16 protein-coding genes and 1 pseudogene are annotated in these 16314 nt (G+C 65.6%); 11 read left to right on the top strand and 6 right to left on the bottom strand.

What is annotated here, in order from left to right; all coding sequences use genetic code 11:
• Positions 1-127: 127 nt before the first annotated feature.
• Positions 128-466, top strand: a complete 339-nt coding sequence (locus tag ACSQ89_RS30655; RefSeq protein ID WP_436293125.1) for a MerR family DNA-binding protein — start codon at positions 128-130, stop codon at positions 464-466.
• Positions 467-538: 72 nt separating this feature from the next.
• On the opposite strand, the gene ACSQ89_RS30650 is transcribed toward ACSQ89_RS30655, so the two are convergent.
• Positions 539-850: a hypothetical protein gene (locus tag ACSQ89_RS30650; RefSeq protein ID WP_436293126.1), complete on the bottom strand. Its 312-nt coding sequence runs from the start codon at positions 848-850 to the stop codon at positions 539-541.
• 156 nt (positions 851-1006) lie between these two features.
• Between ACSQ89_RS30650 and ACSQ89_RS30645 the strand changes: the two genes are divergently transcribed.
• The 3 genes from ACSQ89_RS30645 to ACSQ89_RS30635 are packed head-to-tail and all read left to right on the top strand — an operon-like array spanning position 1007 to position 3739.
• Positions 1007-1660, top strand: a complete 654-nt coding sequence (locus tag ACSQ89_RS30645) for an ArsR/SmtB family transcription factor (RefSeq protein WP_436293127.1) — start codon at positions 1007-1009, stop codon at positions 1658-1660.
• Between the two features lie 30 nt (positions 1661-1690).
• Positions 1691-2446: an MBL fold metallo-hydrolase gene (locus ACSQ89_RS30640; protein WP_436293128.1), complete on the top strand. Its 756-nt coding sequence runs from the start codon at positions 1691-1693 to the stop codon at positions 2444-2446.
• Positions 2447-2458: 12 nt separating this feature from the next.
• Positions 2459-3739 (top strand): MFS transporter, encoded by a 1281-nt coding sequence (locus ACSQ89_RS30635; protein ID WP_436293129.1) that lies wholly within the window; start codon positions 2459-2461, stop codon positions 3737-3739.
• A 39-nt stretch (positions 3740-3778) separates the two neighbouring features.
• On the opposite strand, the gene ACSQ89_RS30630 is transcribed toward ACSQ89_RS30635, so the two are convergent.
• The 3 genes and pseudogenes from ACSQ89_RS30630 to ACSQ89_RS30620 all read right to left on the bottom strand — a co-directional run bounded on the left by ACSQ89_RS30630 (position 3779) and on the right by ACSQ89_RS30620 (position 5835).
• Positions 3779-4072 (bottom strand): hypothetical protein, encoded by a 294-nt coding sequence (locus ACSQ89_RS30630; protein WP_436293130.1) that lies wholly within the window; start codon positions 4070-4072, stop codon positions 3779-3781.
• Between the two features lie 35 nt (positions 4073-4107).
• Positions 4108-4644, bottom strand: a pseudogene (locus ACSQ89_RS30625) (3-keto-5-aminohexanoate cleavage protein); the annotation flags it as partial.
• A gap of 141 nt (positions 4645-4785) precedes the next feature.
• Positions 4786-5835 (bottom strand): AraC family transcriptional regulator, encoded by a 1050-nt coding sequence (locus ACSQ89_RS30620; RefSeq protein ID WP_436293131.1) that lies wholly within the window; start codon positions 5833-5835, stop codon positions 4786-4788.
• 117 nt (positions 5836-5952) lie between these two features.
• Here ACSQ89_RS30620 and ACSQ89_RS30615 point away from each other — a divergent pair, with 117 nt between their 5' ends.
• From ACSQ89_RS30615 to ACSQ89_RS30585, 7 genes are all read left to right on the top strand, one after another.
• On the top strand, positions 5953-6801 hold the full coding sequence (locus ACSQ89_RS30615) for a TauD/TfdA dioxygenase family protein (protein ID WP_436293132.1): 849 nt from the start codon (positions 5953-5955) through the stop codon (positions 6799-6801).
• Positions 6802-6847: 46 nt separating this feature from the next.
• Complete coding sequence (locus tag ACSQ89_RS30610; protein WP_436296776.1) at positions 6848-7906, top strand: 3-keto-5-aminohexanoate cleavage protein; 1059 nt, start codon at positions 6848-6850, stop codon at positions 7904-7906.
• A 20-nt stretch (positions 7907-7926) separates the two neighbouring features.
• A complete protein-coding gene (locus tag ACSQ89_RS30605) occupies positions 7927-8898 on the top strand; it encodes a Bug family tripartite tricarboxylate transporter substrate binding protein (protein WP_436296775.1) in 972 nt (323 codons plus the stop codon).
• A 66-nt stretch (positions 8899-8964) separates the two neighbouring features.
• Positions 8965-9936 carry a quinone oxidoreductase family protein gene (locus ACSQ89_RS30600; RefSeq protein ID WP_093111857.1) on the top strand — a complete coding sequence of 324 codons (972 nt, stop codon included), beginning with the start codon at positions 8965-8967 and terminating at the stop codon, positions 9934-9936.
• Between the two features lie 122 nt (positions 9937-10058).
• Complete coding sequence (locus ACSQ89_RS30595; protein WP_436296774.1) at positions 10059-11687, top strand: 3-(methylthio)propionyl-CoA ligase; 1629 nt, start codon at positions 10059-10061, stop codon at positions 11685-11687.
• Positions 11688-11694: 7 nt separating this feature from the next.
• Positions 11695-12705 (top strand): YeiH family protein, encoded by a 1011-nt coding sequence (locus tag ACSQ89_RS30590; RefSeq protein WP_436296773.1) that lies wholly within the window; start codon positions 11695-11697, stop codon positions 12703-12705.
• 92 nt (positions 12706-12797) lie between these two features.
• Positions 12798-14027 carry a porin gene (locus tag ACSQ89_RS30585; RefSeq protein WP_436296772.1) on the top strand — a complete coding sequence of 410 codons (1230 nt, stop codon included), beginning with the start codon at positions 12798-12800 and terminating at the stop codon, positions 14025-14027.
• 581 nt (positions 14028-14608) lie between these two features.
• On the opposite strand, the gene ACSQ89_RS30580 is transcribed toward ACSQ89_RS30585, so the two are convergent.
• Both ACSQ89_RS30580 and ACSQ89_RS30575 read right to left on the bottom strand, forming a co-directional pair.
• A complete protein-coding gene (locus tag ACSQ89_RS30580) occupies positions 14609-15940 on the bottom strand; it encodes a HipA domain-containing protein (protein WP_436296771.1) in 1332 nt (443 codons plus the stop codon).
• Positions 15933-16244, bottom strand: coding sequence for a helix-turn-helix domain-containing protein (locus ACSQ89_RS30575; protein WP_436296770.1), 312 nt, complete (start codon positions 16242-16244; stop codon positions 15933-15935). The genes ACSQ89_RS30580 and ACSQ89_RS30575 overlap by 8 nt, the downstream gene beginning before the upstream one ends.
• Positions 16245-16314 lie beyond the last annotated feature (70 nt).

Raw genomic sequence — 16314 nt, 5'->3', positions numbered from 1 at the left:
TGACCGTAGCCCGCGCGCCTGGCGCCGCGCCTCCACGATCTGCCGGCCGATCAGCCAGTTCGCGCACACATGCGCCGTGCTCACCGAACGTGCCGCCTGGATGCGTGCCGCTTCCCAGATATGACGGATGCGCGCCAGCAGCTCCGGACTGCTGCCGGAACCAGAGAAGCCATACGGCAGCATACGGCGCTACGGCAAGGCCGATGTGGCGCGGGTCGGATTCGTCAAGTCTGCCCAGCGCCTGGGCTTCAGCCTCGACGAGATCGCCGGATTGCTCACCCTGGACGATGCCGCGCATTGCGACGAGGCGCGCCAACTCGCGGAGCAAAAACTCGCCGATGTGCGTGCCAAGCTGGCGGACCTGCATCGCATCGAGTCGGTCCTGGCCACCTTGATTGACGACTGCTGCGCGAGCCGTGCCAGGGTGTCTTGCCCATTGATCGCCGCGCTGCAGGAAGAGCCATAGCGGGCAACGATCGGCTGCGGCCTCCCGCGGGCCTCGATTTCTGGGCCACGCGCAAGCATTGAACAGGCAGCGTCACACCACCCTCAGGATCTCCCAGCGCGGCGTTGCCGAGACAACATGGGGCTCCATATCCTTGCTCCACTGCTTGTGGGCTTCAATGGCGCCCAGCTTGGTCCACGAATCGTTCAACTCGGCAAGGTCTTGAACGCTGACTTCCAGCTCGATGGTGGACTCCAAAGCCCCGATCGAACCGGTCGTGAGGCGCAGCTTGTCGGCGCTCCAGCCGACCTGTTCCCCGATATCGCCACACCACGTTTTCAGGGCGTCGATGACGGTCTGCTTGTGCCCGAAGCGGGCGTCGATATGCCAGCGCGCAATCATCATGATGTGCCTCCTTTCAGCATGGACAACAACAAGTCGCTGCCGGTGACGCGTCAGGCGCGCACCGGGCAGACAGCCGTATATACGTGCCAGCGTCAACGCTGGATGCGACGCAGAGTTCTATCTACAATCAATCTAACGATTGTTGGAATATAGTCAATGAGAGAGTTGAAAGACCATCTGTACGAGCAGGTCGCCCGCCTGGGCAAGGCCCTGTCGAGTCCCAAGCGCCTGGAACTCATCGAGCTTCTGTGCCAGAGGGAGAAGGCGGTCGAGACGCTTGCGGCACAGGCGCAGATCAGCGTGAAGCTGGCCAGCGCGCACCTCAAGGAACTGAGGCAATCGAAGTTGGTCGAGACCCGCAAGGACGGAAAGTATGTGCTGTACCGGCTGGCGGACCCGGGGGTAGCCGACCTGTGGGTGGCGCTTCGCGGCGAGGCCGAGGCACGGCTGGTCGAGTTGCAAGCCGCATTGGCGGCCCTCGTCGAGCATGGCGATGACCTCGAAGGCGTCGACCGGCGCGACATCCTGAGGAGGGCCAAGACCGGTGAGGTGGTGGTTCTCGATGTCCGGCCGGCGGATGAGTTCGCCAGCGGCCACTTGCCCCACGCGCGTTCGCTGCCGTTGAACGAACTCAAGAAGAAGCTCGCCGAACTGCCGAAGGACACCCCCGTGGTTGCCTATTGCCGAGGCCCGTTCTGCCTGATGGCGCGAGACGCAGTGGAGCTGCTGCGCAAGAAGGGCTACAACGCGTTCCGCCTCAGAGACGGCGTCGCGGAGTGGCGCGCGCACGGGTTGCCGGTCGAGGTCTAGCGTCCAAACGAATTGAGCCGGGAGACAACGATGTTCTTCAAGCAGCGAGCCACTGACGGCGCGACGCTCTCGTACTTCTTCGGTTGCTCGGGGCGCGGCCTGGGCATTGCGGTGGACGTCGTCGCGGGCGATGAGGACTGGTTCCTCGCCGAGGCCGGGAAAGCGGGCGCGGCGATCGCTCACGTCATCGACACCCATGTTCATGCCGACCACTACTCCGGCGGCTTCGCGCTGGCACGTCGCGCCGGCGCCGCCTACTGGCTGCACGAGAGCAACCTGGGGCGGGTGAGCTTCGACTTCACGCCGCTGACCGATGGGCAACGGCTCGACGCGGGCAACGTGCTCGTCGACGTGCTGCACACGCCGGGCCATACGCCCGATAGCGTCTGCCTGCTGGTGCGTGACCTGCGCCGGGGCGACGAGCCCTGGTTCGTCATCACCGGCGATACGCTGTTCGTCGGTGCGGTCGGCCGCCCCGATCTGGCGGGCCGGGAGCGAGAGATGGCGGCACAGCTGCACGATTCCTTGCACCGCAAGCTGCTCGCGTTGCCTGGCGACCTCGAGATCTACCCGGGCCATCAGGCCGGCAGCGCCTGCGGCGTGGGCTTGTCGGGCAAGCCGGCGTCGACCCTTGGCTTCGAAAAGCGCTGCAATCCCATGCTGTCGATGCCGCGCGAGGAGTTCGTTGCAGCGTTGACGCGTGACATCGCGCCGCAGCCGCAGGAGATGGCGCACATCATCGAGGCCAACCTGCGCGGCGCGCTGCCCGAGCTCGTTCGCGCTTGAGCCACGCGCGCCATGGAATACGGCATTCGCGCCAATTTGGGACAGGTCCTGCAGCAGTTGCTGCAGGTGCTGTTCGTGGGCATGACCCTCGGCATGATGCGCAATGTCGTGCCGGCGCTGGCCGAAAGCGAATTCGGCGTACCTCGAGGGTCCTTCATGCTGCTGGCGGCTTTCGTGGTGGCCTTCGGCTTCGTCAAGGGCGCGCTCAACTTCGTCGCGGGCCGCCTGGCCGAGCGCATCGGCCGCCGCCGGGTGCTGCTCCTCGGCTGGCTGGTCGCGCTGCCCATCCCGGCGCTGATCTACTTCGCGAGTTCGTGGAGCTGGATCGTCCTGGCCACGTTGCTGCTGGGCGTGAATCAGGGGCTCACCTGGTCGATGACACAGACGGCCAAGCTCGACATCACCCGCGCGGACCAGCGCGGTCTGGTCATCGGGCTCAACGAATTCTCCGGCTATGTCGGCGTCGCACTCGCCGCGGTGATCACCGGCTACGCCGCCGCGCTGGCCGGGCCGCGCGCAGGACTGCTGTGGTTCGGTGTCATCGTCATCGGGCTTGCGACGCTGCTGGCGTGGGCGGCAGTCGCCGAGACGCTGCCCTGGGCCCATGCCGAGGCCCGGCGCCACGCCGCAGGACAAGCCACGCAGGACCTGCGCCCGCGCCATCCGATCACGCTGAGCGCGCAGCCGTCCACCGGCGAGATATTCGCGCTGATGAGCTGGCGCGACCGCCGCATGGCCGCGCTCTGCCAGGCCGGCCTGGTCGAGAAGTTCGTCGACGCGCTGGTCTGGGTGTTCTGGCCGGTCTACCTGCACCAGCACGGCGTGAGCCTGCCCGGCATCGGCTGGATCGTCGGCGTCTACGGTTTCACCTGGGGCGGCGCGCAACTCATCACCGGCCGCCTCTCGGACCGCGTCGGACGCCATCGGCTCAACACCTGGGGCATGTGGATCTGCGGCGTGGGCGTGGCCTTGCTGCCGATGGGTACGGGCTCGGCTTGGTGGAGCCTCTCGGCCGCCGTCGCGGGCCTGGGTATGGCGATGCTCTACCCGAACCTGAGTGCCGCAGTTGCCGACATCGCGCAACCGAACTGGCGCGCCTCGGCGATCGGTATCTACCGTTTCTGGCGGGACCTCGGCTACGGCATCGGTGCCCTGGCGCTCGGCGGCGCCGCGGCGCTGGGTGGCCACATCGAGAGCGCGTTCTGGTTCGTGGCCGTGGCGATGGGGCTGTCGGGCCTCGCGCTACACCTGTTGGGCGAGGAGACGCATCCGCGGCTCAGCGCCGCCCGTTGAATGCAATCGACCCACGTGGCCGGTGCCTGGCTCGGTCTATTAGTAAGAAACTCGACAGCGCCGCCCGCCTACGGATCCAACCAGCAAGATCGCGGCGGCCGTGCGAACCTTCAAGGACACCGAGGCAATATGAAACTTCGCGCCATCACCTTCGACACCGGTGGAACTGTGCTCGATTGGCACAGCGGTGTCGTGCAAGCTCTCCGTCGGGTCGCTCACCAACAACAGGCTTCGCAAGCCGATTGGCATGCCATCGCCAACGATTGGCGCAGGCGCACCATGGCCGCGATCGTCGGGCTTAACCGGCCGACCTTCAATATGGACGATGTACATCGCCGGACCCTCGACGAGTCATTGACTCACTTCGGTCTGATGTGCTCCTCCACGAATGCGGGGCCCGCGGGAATCACCATCTCCCGGTAGGCGCTGTTCTTCAGGTCTACCCACGAAGTACCTTCGACATCCGAAGGCGTCTTCATCTCCGCCGTGTTCATCTGGTTCGTGTTGACGGCAACCGTCACCTGGTCGGGCCGGGGCGTCAGTTCGGCAAGGCCGTGGCGCGTGTCGTCGGAGAGCCACTTCGCGGTGTCTCCTTCATTCTCCGGCGCAAAGGAAATGGATCCGCCCACCTGCAACACCATCTTCGGAACGGCGGTGCGCAGGCGATCAAGCATTTCGTTGAACATCGAGAGCCGCTTCGATCCCTTGCCGTCGGCTTCGCGGACATGCACGTGCAGCACGGTGGCACCGGCGTTGTAGCAATCCACCGCTTTCTGGACCTGGTCAGCCATCGAGACGGGAACGTCGTCGGAGTCGCCCGGAAGCCATTGAGGTCCGTAGGGTGCGGCCTGGATGACAAGCGGTTCCTGGTTTTCGGGCAGAAGGGAGTCGTCGAGAAAGTGCATGTGGGTCTCCGTGGAAAGATGGACGCCCGCGTTGTGCGGGACGGTTGCATCTTCTGGATTCGCGCCACGGCCCGCTTGACGCTTGGCGTCGCCCGCTTGGCTTTTCACGACACTGCCTGCAGCTGCCGGCGTTCAAAGGCGCTATGCCGCGCCTCGCCCCGCGTGCGGACGGCGCTGGCGGACGGCACGGCTTGCCGAAGGCGCCGACCGTGTGCGCCACGTTTCCGGCGAACAGCCGAACTGGGTGCCGAACCACCGGGTGAATGCGCTGTGCGTGGTGTAGCCCAGCATCGCCGCCACCTCGCCAAGGCTGTGGTGGGTATTGGCGACATAGCGGCGCGCGAGTTCCTGCCTCACTTCACTGATCAAGGCCTTGAAGGTGAGTCCGCATCCGTCGAGCTCTCGCTGCAGCGTGCGCATGCTGATCCCCAGGCCGGATGCGACGGACTTGCATGTCGCGCGACCCGTCGGCAGCATCAGGTAGATCGCCTTGCGAACCTCCTGGTCAATCGAGCGCTGCCGATCATCGGGCAGCGCCGCAATCATCTTCTTGGCATATTCGGCCAGCACAGGATCGGCCGCCGAATTGGCCACATCCAGATCGGCCGCCCGGCACACCAGCCCATTGAAGGCGCCATTGAACTCGATGCGGCACTTGAAGAAGCGACGATGAAACGCCGGGTTCGCCGGCGGTGGGTGCGTGAAGCTCACGCTCGTCGGTCGCCAGCGCTCCTGAAGAAGTCCCTCGCCCAGCCGGTAGAGAACGCCGATCGCCAGTTCGATGGATTGGCGCGCGGCGACCGGAAGAACCAGCTCCTCGCGCAGCACGACCAGGTTCCCGACGTCCTCGACCTCGATCGCCAATCTCTCGTTGAGCAGGTGCAGGTGATCGATCAGCGTCAGCAGTACCTGCCGCAGCGTGGGTTGGTGCATGAGCAGCAGACTGACGACGCCGAAGTTCGAGAGCTGGCGCCGCGCTGCCATGCGCAGGCCGAAGGACTCGCAACCGGTCTCGCGGGCCGCATCCTCGAACAGGCGTGCAACCCGATCCGCTTCGATCAGCTGGTCCGGCTGGCGAATCAGCTCTGCGCGCAGTCCCGCCCTGCGCAGTGCCGCGCCCGGATCGAATCCGAGCTCTTGTGCAACTTCGGAGAAGTTCGTCAGCGCGGCTGCGCGCACCAAGGCTGCCATCGTGAAGCGTTCCAGTCGTGCGCCGATTCTGGCATCAAATGTCAAGCGAATGGCATGAACTGCAAAGCGCCAATACAGCGCGACTCCTACAGTTCAGTCACCAAGAAGGAGACAAGCATGCAGATCGAACCGCTGACGTGCGCCATCGGCGCACAGCTCAATGGCGTCAGCCTTGCCGACGCAGTTCGCAGCGTCGAACTGTTCTCCGAGATCAAGGCTGCGCTGTTGCGCCACAAGGTGCTGTTCCTGCGCAATCAGACATTCAGTCGCGAGGACCACGTGGCCTTTGCTCGCCGCTTCGGAGAACTGGAAGACCACCCCGTCGCCGGCAGCGATCCCGAGCACCCCGGGCTGGTGCGCATCTACAAGACGCCCGATGCACCCAACGATCGCTACGAGAACAGTTGGCACACGGACGCCACCTGGCGCGAGGTGCCCCCGATGGGCTGCGTGCTGCGCTGTGTCGAGTGCCCGCCGGTCGGCGGGGATACCATGTGGGCGAACATGGCGCTGGCCTACGAAAGGCTGCCCGAGCACATCAAGACGCTGATCGCCCCGCTGCGGGCGCGCCACAGCATCGAGGCGACATTCGGCGCGGCCATGCCGATCGAGAAGCGGCTGGCGCTCAAGGCCCAGTACCCGGACGCCGAGCATCCCGTGGTTCGCACCCACCCCGAGACCGGCGAGAAGGTGCTGTTCGTCAACAGTTTCACCACGCACTTCACCAACTTCCATACGCCGGCCAACGTGCGCTATGGACAGGACTTCGTTCAGGGCTCGTCCTCACTGCTGCAGTACCTGCAGAGCCAGGCCGCCATTCCCGAGTACCAGGTGCGCTGGCGTTGGCAGCCCGACAGCGTGGCGATCTGGGACAACCGGGCCACGCAGCACTACGCGGTGATGGACTACCCGCCCTGCCACCGCAAGATGGAACGCGCCGGAATCATCGGCACGCCCACGTCCTGACCCGCGCCTCGTCGCCCCATCCCCACGACATTCCCCGGAGCATTCAATGAACTTCCTCGACGGTCACCTGTTCCCCGAGAACCAGCAGCCGCTGGTCATCACGGCGGCCCCCTACGCCCCTTCGTGGGTGCCCTCCGATTTTCCCGGCGAGATCGCCGTGACGATGGAAGAGCAGATCCAGAAGGCGGTGGACTGCTACGAGGCCGGCGCAACGGTACTGCACCTGCACGTTCGCGAACTCGACGGCAAGGGTTCCAAGCGACTTTCCAAGTTCAACGAGTTGATCGCCGGCGTGCGCGCCCGTGTGCCGGAGATGATCGTTCAAGTGGGCGGCTCCATCAGCTTTGCGCCCGAGACCGATGGCGCCGCCGCCAAGTGGCTGAGCGATGACACGCGCCACATGCTGGCGGAGCTGGACCCCAAGCCCGACCAGGTGACGGTGACGATCAACACCTCGCAGATGAACATCCTGGAGCAGTTCGACGCCCGGGACATCCAGGGCACTTCGATGGAAGATCCGGCCGTCTTCAATGCCTACAAGGAGATGACCGTGCCTGCCCAGCCCGGCTGGGCCGAGGAGCACATCCGTCGCCTGTCGGCTGCGGGCATCCAGAGTGCATTCCAGTGCTACAACATCAACAGCTTCGAGTCGGTCGAGCGGCTGATGCGCCGCGGCGTCTACAAAGGCCCGCTGGTGATGAACTGGGTGGCCATCAGCGGCGGCATGGACGCGCCGAACATCTACAACCTCGCCAACTTCGTGCGCGCCGTGCCCGATGGTGCGATGTTGACGGTGGAGAGCTCGGTGCTCAACGTGTTGCCGATCAACATGATGGGCATCGCCATGGGCCTGCATGTGCGCTGCGGCACCGAAGACAACCTCTGGAACCAGTCGCGCAGCGCAAAGATCGGCACTGTGGCGCAGATCGAGCAGCTGGTGCGCATTGCTGGTGAATTCGGCCGCCCCATCGCGACCGCGCAGGAGGCGCGCGAGATCTGCAAGATCGGCGTGTTCTACGACACGGCGGAAGAGACGCTGCTGGCCAACGGTTTCGCACCCAATCGCAATGGCGGCCAGCAGGGCTTCCTGCGCAAGGCCGCCTGAGCGCGGCACGGGAAAAAACCATGAAGCACTTCTTCCGCCTCGCCTTGTGTGCCGCGGTCGCCGTCGCGGGGGTGGTGCCGGCTTCGGCGCTCGCTTTTGCCGACAAGCCGATCAAGATGATCGTGCCCGCGCCGCCAGGAGGCACCATCGACGTGATGGCGCGCATCGTGAGCGATCAGCTCTCGCGCGACATCGGCCAGCCGGTGGTGGTCGAGAACAAGCCCGGCGCCGGCGGCGCCATCGCAGTGAAGTACCTGCTCTCGCAGCCGGCTGACGGCCAGGCACTGATGGTGACGGCCAGCAACGTTCTCACCGAGGTGCCGCACGTGCTCAAGGGCGGCTTCGATCCGCTCAAGGATGTCAAGCCCCTCTCGCTGATGGCGCTCTCCTCGATGCTCTTCATTTGTTCGCCCCAGTTCCCTGCCAGGGACGCGAAGGAAGCCATTGCCTACGTGAAGGCGCATCCCGGCCAGGTGTCCTATGCCTCCTACAGCGCGGGAACGGCATCCCAGTACGCCGGAGCCATCCTGAACAAGGCGGCGGGACTGGACATGCAGCATGTGCCCTACCCGGGGTCGGCGCCCGCGCTGGCGCAGTTGATGGGCGGCCAGGTTCCGTTGATGTTCGACGGGGCCGTCACCTCCAGGAGCCTGATCGCTGCCGGGAAGGTGCGACTGCTGGCGGTCGCGACCAAGACCCGCTTGCCGGAGTTTCCGAACGTGCCCACGCTCGCGGAGCTCGGCTACCCGCAGCTGAACTTCAGCAACTGGACCGGCGTGATCGCCTCGTCCCAGATGCCGGCACCGTTGGCCGAGAAGATTCATGCGGCGCTGCAGAAGGTCGCGGCGAACGCAGCGGTGCGCGAGCGCCTGATCGGTGCCGGCTTCGAGCCGATGCCGGAGCGCTCGCTGGCGCAGGCGCAGAGCGAACTGCGGGAGGAATACGACCGCAACGCCGACATCGTCAAGACCTTCGACATCAAGCTCAACTGAGCACCGAGGCCGCCGCGGGCAGATGTTGCACGCCGGGCTCCCCAACTGAAGAACAGGAGACACGAAATGGTCAAGGCCATCCGCTTTTACGAGACCGGCACGCCCGATGTTTTGAAGCTCGAAGACGTCGAGGTCGGGGATCCCGGCCCCGGCCAGGCACGAGTGCGCCACAGCTACATCGCGCTGAACTTCATCGACGTCTATTTCCGGACCGGACGCTATCCGCTTGCGTTGCCCAACGGGCTGGGCTCCGATGCAGTGGGCGTGGTCGAAGCCGTGGGCCCGGGCGTGACGGACATCCGGGTCGGCGACCGCGTGGGCTATCTGATCGGACCGCAGGGCGCGTACTCGCAGGTGCGCGTGATGCCGGCCGAGGTGCTGATCCCGCTGCCCGACGGCGTATCGGACCGCACAGCCGCCACCTTGATGATGAAGGGCATGACGGCGCAGTACCTGTTCCGTCAGGTGTTCCCGCTCCAGGGCGGCGAGACCATCCTCTACCACGCGGCAGCCGGCGGCGTGGGCCTGATCGCCTGCCAATGGGCGCGTGCCATGGGCGTGACCATGATCGGCACGGTCAGCACCGACGAGAAGGCCGAGCTCGCCAAGGCCAACGGCTGCGCCCACACCATCGTGACCTCGCGCGAGAACATCGTCCAGCGCGTCAGGGAGATCACCGGCGGCAAGGGCGTGCCGGTCGTCTACGACTCGGTGGGCAAGGACACGCTCGAGGCGTCGCTGGGCTGCCTGCAGCCCCGGGGCTCGTTGGTCAGCAACGGCACATCGTCGGGCCCGGTGGTGATCGACTCGCAGATGCTGGCCGCCAAGGGTTCGCTCTGGGTCACGCGGCCGGCGATGGTGCACTACATCCAGCCGCGCGCCCACATGCTGGACATGGCCCGCGAACTGTTCGACCACGTGCTCGCCGGGCGCATCGTCAGCGAGCCCAAGCAGGTGTTCCAGCTCGAGGATGCGGCCGAAGCCCATCGCGCGCTGGAGTCGCGCAAGACCACCGGATCGACCGTCCTGGTGCCCTGAACCGCCGGATGGCGATGGCCATCCGGATGCATGCCTTCCTCCCGAGCGACGCCGGCGCCGACGACTGCTTGTCCGGGCCGCGCCGGGCCTGCTTCGCCTCCAACAACCTGAGAGCATTTCCCATGAACGGTTTGATGATGGATCGGCCGCTGCTGATCTCCAGCCTGCTCACGCATGCAGAGAGCCAGCACGGCGACCAGGAGATCGTGTCGCGCCGCGTCGAGGGCGACCTGCACCGCATGACCTACCGTGATCTCGGCCGGCGCGCTCGCCGGCTGGCCAACGCGCTGGCGGCGCATGGCATCGCGCAGGGCGAGCGTGTGGCCACGCTGGCCTGGAACGGCCACCGCCACATGGAGCTCTACTACGCCGTGTCGGGCACGGGCGCCGTGCTGCATACGATCAATCCACGCCTGCATGCCGATCAGGTGGCGTGGATCGCCGATCACGCCGAAGACCGGATCCTGTTCTTCGACCTCACCTTCCTTCCCCTGGTCGAAGCCATCGCGCCGCACGTGGCGACCATCAGGACCTTCGTCGCGATGACCGACCGCGCGCACATGCCCGTCTCCACGACGGTCCCGAACCTGCTGTGCTACGAGGATCTGCTCGAGGCCCATTCGCCCGCGTTCGACTGGCCCGAGTTCGACGAGCGCAGCGCCTCGTCGCTGTGCTACACGTCCGGCACCACCGGCAAGCCCAAGGGCGTGCTCTACAGCCACCGCTCCACGCTCCTGCACGCCTATGCGGCGGCGCTGCCGGATGCGCTGAGCTACGCCAGCAGCGATACCGTGCTGCCTGTGGTGCCCATGTTCCACGTGAACGCCTGGGGCATTCCGTACATCGCCTGCATGGTGGGGGCCAAGCTGGTGTTTCCCGGCCCGCGGCTCGATGGCAAGTCGCTGCACGAGTTGTTCGAGGCCGAAGGCGTCACTGTGTCTGCCGGTGTGCCTACGGTGTGGCAGGGACTGCTCGCGCACGTGGAAGCCAACGGGCTGACATTCAGCACCATGCGCCGCACCATTGTTGGCGGCTCGGCCTGCCCGCCTGCCATGGTGCAGTCCTTCCAGGAACGCCATGGTGTACAGGTGGTGCACGCCTGGGGCATGACGGAAACCAGCCCCCTGGGCACGGTGTGCAGGCTCAAGCCGCAACATCAGGCACTCGACGCGCCACAGCGCCTGGCCATCCAGTCCAGGCAGGGCCGCGCGGTGTTCGGCGTGGAGATGAAGATCGTCGGCGCCCAGGGCGAGCGGCTGCCGCACGACGGCCGGGCCGCGGGCGAACTGATGGTGCGGGGGCCCTGGATCGCTGCGGGCTATTTCCGCGGCGAGGGGACCGGCGCGCTGGTGGACGGCTGGTTCCCGACCGGTGACGTGTCCACCATCGATGCCGACGGTTTCATGCAGATCACCGATCGCAGCAAGGACGTGATCAAGTCCGGGGGCGAGTGGATCGGCTCCATCGACCTGGAGAACATCGCCATGGCGCACCCCGCCGTCGCCATGGCCGCCTGCATCGCCGCGCGCCACGCCAAGTGGGACGAACGGCCGCTGCTGGTGGTCGCGAAAAAATCGGGCCATGCAGTGACGCGCGACGAACTGCTCGGCTTCTACGAAGGCAAGATCGCCAAGTGGTGGACGCCGGACGACGTGGTGTTCGTCGACAGCATTCCCCTGGGCGCGACCGGCAAGGTGCAGAAGAACCTGCTGCGCGATGCCTGGGGCGACCACTTGCTGGCCAAGGCCTGAGGCACCCATGACGAGCCTCTCCCTCGCCAGCTGGCATTCACGCGGGCGCGAGCTCTTCCCCGGCGTGCTCGCATGCGCCGTGGTCGCGGCCGCGGCCACCTTCTTGTCGCAGCACTACGGTGCGCCGGTGATGCTGTTCGCGCTCATGCTGGGCATGGCGATGAACTTCCTCTCCGGCGATGGGCCGTGCAAGCCGGGTATCGAGTTCACCGCGCGCCAGGTGTTGCGCTGGGGCGTGGCGCTGCTGGGACTGCGCATCACGGCGGCGCAGGTCATCGCGCTGGGCTGGTCCCCGGTGCTGGTGGTCGCGTTCTCGCTGGTGTTGACCATCTGCGTGTCGATGATCGTGGCGCGGCTGATGGGCTTCAACATCCTGTTCGGCCTGCTCAGCGGCGGCGCCACCGCCATCTGCGGCGCCTCGGCCGCGCTGGCGCTCTCGGCGGCGCTGCCGCCGCACCCGCTCAAGGAGCGCGCCACGCTGTTCACCGTGGTCGGCGTGTCGGCGCTCTCCACCTTCACGATGATCCTCTACCCCATGCTTGCGCGCGCGCTGGGCATGGACACGCAGACCGCGGGCGTGTTCCTCGGCGCCACCATCCACGACGTGGCGCAGGTGGTGGGCGCCGGCTACGGAATGTCGCAGGAGGTCGGCGATACCGCCACCCTGGTCAAGCTGGTGCGCGTGGCGGCGCTGCTGCCGGTGATTCTGCTCGCCGTGGCGTTCACGCGCCGCGGCGGGAAGGCAGGCGACGGCCCCCGGCCACCGCTGCTGCCGTGGTTCGCCGTCGGCTTCGCGGTGCTGGTGGCGCTCAACAGCACCGGTTGGCTGCCGAGGTCGCTCACCCGCATGGGCAGCGACCTCTCCGGCTGGTTGCTGGTGGCGGCGATGGCCGGCATCGGCATGAAGACCCAACTGCGCGACCTGGTCGCCGTCGGCCTCAAGCCGGTGGTGCTGATGGTGGGCGAAACCGTGTTCCTGGCAGTTCTGGCGATCGCCCTGTTGCGCTGGATGCCCTGATGCAGGTGGCTGGCCATGTCGGGACCGCCAAACGTAGCGCAACGGACACGTCCGCGTTGCAATCCACTGATCGATGTGAGGAGAACCCATCCATGAAGAAACTCGCACTGGCGCTTTGCGCGCTCGCGGTTGCGGGAGCTGCCGCCGCGCAATCGTCCGTCACCATGTTCGGCGTTGTCGATGCCGGTTTCAGCTACTACCGCGCCACGAGTCGATCCTGGGAGCCGACGCTGCCGCGGCAGGTGACGCAAAGCCAGAAGGTGCTGTCGAGCTCGGGCTACAACTCCAGCAGGTTCGGTTTTCGAGGTACCGAGGATCTGGGCGGCGGGCTGGCGGCCAGCTTCTGGCTGGAGGCGCCAATGGCCAACGACTCGGGTGCCAGCGCCATATCGAACTTCGGCCGTCGCTCCACCGTCAGCCTGTCCGGCCCCTTCGGCGAGCTTCGACTGGGCCGCGACTACACCGCCTCCTTCTGGAACGACGCCGTGTTCGATCCCTTCGGCGTCAACGGCGTCGGCACCAATCTGATCGCGGTGGTCAACAGCAATCTGGCGGCTTCGCGGGCGCTGGCCACCGGCGGTCTGCTCGGCGGGGGACTGTCCGCCGGCACCGACAGCTATCTGCGCACGAGCAATGCGGTCAGCTACTTCTTGCCTCCGGGACTGGCAGGCCTCTATGGGCAGGTGCAGTACGCGCTTCACGAGAACGTGGAAGTCAGCACCGTGCCCGGTGGTCCGTCCGAGCGCGGGCGCTATGCGGGCGGCCGCCTGGGCTGGACCGACGCCAAGGCCGACGTGGCGCTGGGCTATGGTGAAAGCACCTTGGCCAGCACAACCCCCGGTGGCGAGAAGATCAAGAGCTTGAACATCGGCGGCTCCTACGACTTCGGGGTAGTGAAGGTCCTCGGCGAATGGTCGCGCGTGCGCGATGTGCGCGATGGCACCACGGCCCTCCCTGCACGCTCGACGGACCGCTACGACGGCCTCGTCGCCGGCGTGAACGTGCCGGTGGGCCCAGGCATCATTCGCGCATCGTTTGCGCGGGTGAAATTCAGGAACGGCAACGGCCTGCCGGACAGCGATGCCTCGGTCAACAAGCTGGCGCTGGGCTACGTGCACAACCTGTCCAAGCGCACGGCGTTGTATGCGTCGGTGGCGCGCATCGGCATCCGAAACGGCCACAACAACCCGACCGTGATGGGCGTCACCCCTCTGGTGCTGAGTCTCCCTGCCATCCTGCCTCAGCCTGCCTACGTCAGCACCAATGGAATGGAGCCTCGCAGGTCCATCGGCTACGACTTCGGCATCAGGCACGCCTTCTGACCTTCGCGCGTGCGGCCACCGCGGGCGTGCTCACCAGCCTTCTTGTGTTCGCATACATCCCGATGATGTACGCCGGTGGTCCTTTGCTCTGAGCGCCTGTCCCCACAGCAGAACGCTGTGTTCTGGTCACGCGTCCGCATCTAGCCCATCCTGATCGGCAAATGACTCCCATTGAAGGTCGGCTTCTATGAGGACTTGTTTGTCAAGCGTTCTCGGTCAGCATCTCGGTGGATGGCATGTCATGGTGGCCTCCGGGGTATCTGGGTCCAAGGTCGGGGCGTGACGGGCGTTCGAGCCAGTGCTCGGACGAACTGGCCGTCTGGCGCAGGTGCCCGCCGCCCGCGCCCTGCCCCTCCCCCAGGTCGCAGCTGCATTCCAGGCTCGGTGCGCACGATCGCGCCAGCGCCGATGCTGCGGCATGCTTCGCCAGAACAGCACGACACTGGAGGTCGAGACGGCCGGCCGAGGTCTCGTGGACGTCACGCAGGAAGTGGCCCGCTGGGTCCATGGTTGCAGGATTGAGAGCGGTCTGCTCACCCTCTTCGTTCGCCACACCTCGGCCAGTTGGTGGGTGTGCCTGGCTAGAAGTTATCTTTTTTGAATTTGGGGATGTCCCCGGCCATCTTGAGGAGATTTGCCGCGCGCTCCACAATGAAGTTGGCCAGGCCGGATACGAACTTTCTTTCTTCGTCGACGTAGACAGAATCCTCGGCCTGCAGCTTGGCCTGCACGATCGCGAGCTCGCACAGCTTCGTGAGCTCCCGCGCAAAGTAGGGTCGTGGAATGCGAGTGCGCTCGCAAAAGTCCGCAAGCGCGAACGACTTGATGCCGTTGAGTTCGAACTCGTCTCCGAATGCCATCGCGAGATCGTGGTGGATGTTCTTGTACTGCACGACGCTCACCAGATCGTAGAGCTCGGTCACTGCGAGACCGGCGTTCTGGCTGTAGAAGGAGAGGTTCTTGCCGTGCGCATCGCTGTTGCCCAGCAAGAGCGTCGTCACCGCCCAGAGCACGATTCGTTGCACGCCCAGCGCTTGGTCGATCAGGTCCTTGCGCACATCCATGAGCTTCTGGAAGCTCACGCCATCGCGAATGTGCTTCACATCCTCTCCTTCGCCCATGTTCCGCTCGTACTTGGCGGTCACTGACATGTCGAGTGCCTGGCACGCATCGATGATGTGCAGTCGATCGACCGAGTCCTTGGTCCTGCGGCGGTCGAACCGTTTCACTGCCAGCACGGCCGACGGCACTCTCAGGATCTCCACTTCGGCGGCATAGTCCGCGTTGAAGCGGCGCTGGCTGATGCGGTTCGCGAGCTTCATACAGAAGTGCTCGTTGGCCACCATGAAGGGCATGGCCTCGCTGAGCGGTTGCGGCTTCAGGATGTGCGTCGAGGCGAGCGAGCCATCGGCCAGGAAGAGCTTGTCGCCGTCCTTCAGCACCAGCAGCTTGTCCTGGAAGCCGGCGACCGACATGCGCACCTTGCCATCCCAGACGCTGAAGGGCTGCTGGGCTCGACGCTGGATGCGCTCGTCGAGCTCCGCGAAGGGTATTTCGCGAGCCTGTGGGCCCCCCTCGCCTGGCTTCTGGCCCACGGGGACGAAGCTCAATGCGCCTGCAGTCTCGCGTCCAAGATGGCGGATGAGACCGAAGATGTTGTTCTTCATGATGTTGGAGTGCTTCGACGCAACGTCCAACGCATTGCCCTCGGGCAGCAGATTCTCTACAAAGCGTTTGACCGTGCCTGACGATGCATCCCCTGCAAGAGGAAGGAGGGGTGACAGCGGGAATCCGGCTGGATTCTTTACCCAGGCGGGGTCGTACTCGAGAGCGAATTCCTCGCTCCCGGGGTCGAACTTCAATGCGCCGACAAAGACTTCCCCGGCGTAGAGATGCAGGGCGTAGTCATCCATGGCTACGCTCCGTCGTGTGGGAGGACGACCTGAGGGCGCTTTCCACGTGGGGCAACGCGCGCGCAGGCACGACGAGTATTCGCAGGCCCAGCCCCTCCAGGACCAGCATCAACTTGTCCACGGTGACCGGCTTTCCGTTCTCCAGTCGCGACAGCATGTCCGGCGACACCAGGCTGAGGGAAGCCGCATCGTCGATGCGCAGACGGGCGTGAGCGCGCTGGTTGCGCACCAGCCGCCCAAGATCGGCCAGGTTCCGCACCACGGGGGAAACGGTTTCATCGGGGATAGGAAGCTTGCGTGTCATAGTTCCGCCTTCACGGAACTAATTCTGGAGCCCTGGAGTAGAGTCGATTGTTCCGCAATGCCGGAATTAT

The sequence above is a fragment of the Variovorax sp. LjRoot175 genome (assembly GCF_964253805.1).
Lineage (GTDB): Bacteria > Pseudomonadota > Gammaproteobacteria > Burkholderiales > Burkholderiaceae_C > Variovorax.
Note: the sequence above shows the minus strand (reverse complement) of the source record. Positions and strands in the feature narration are given on the sequence as shown.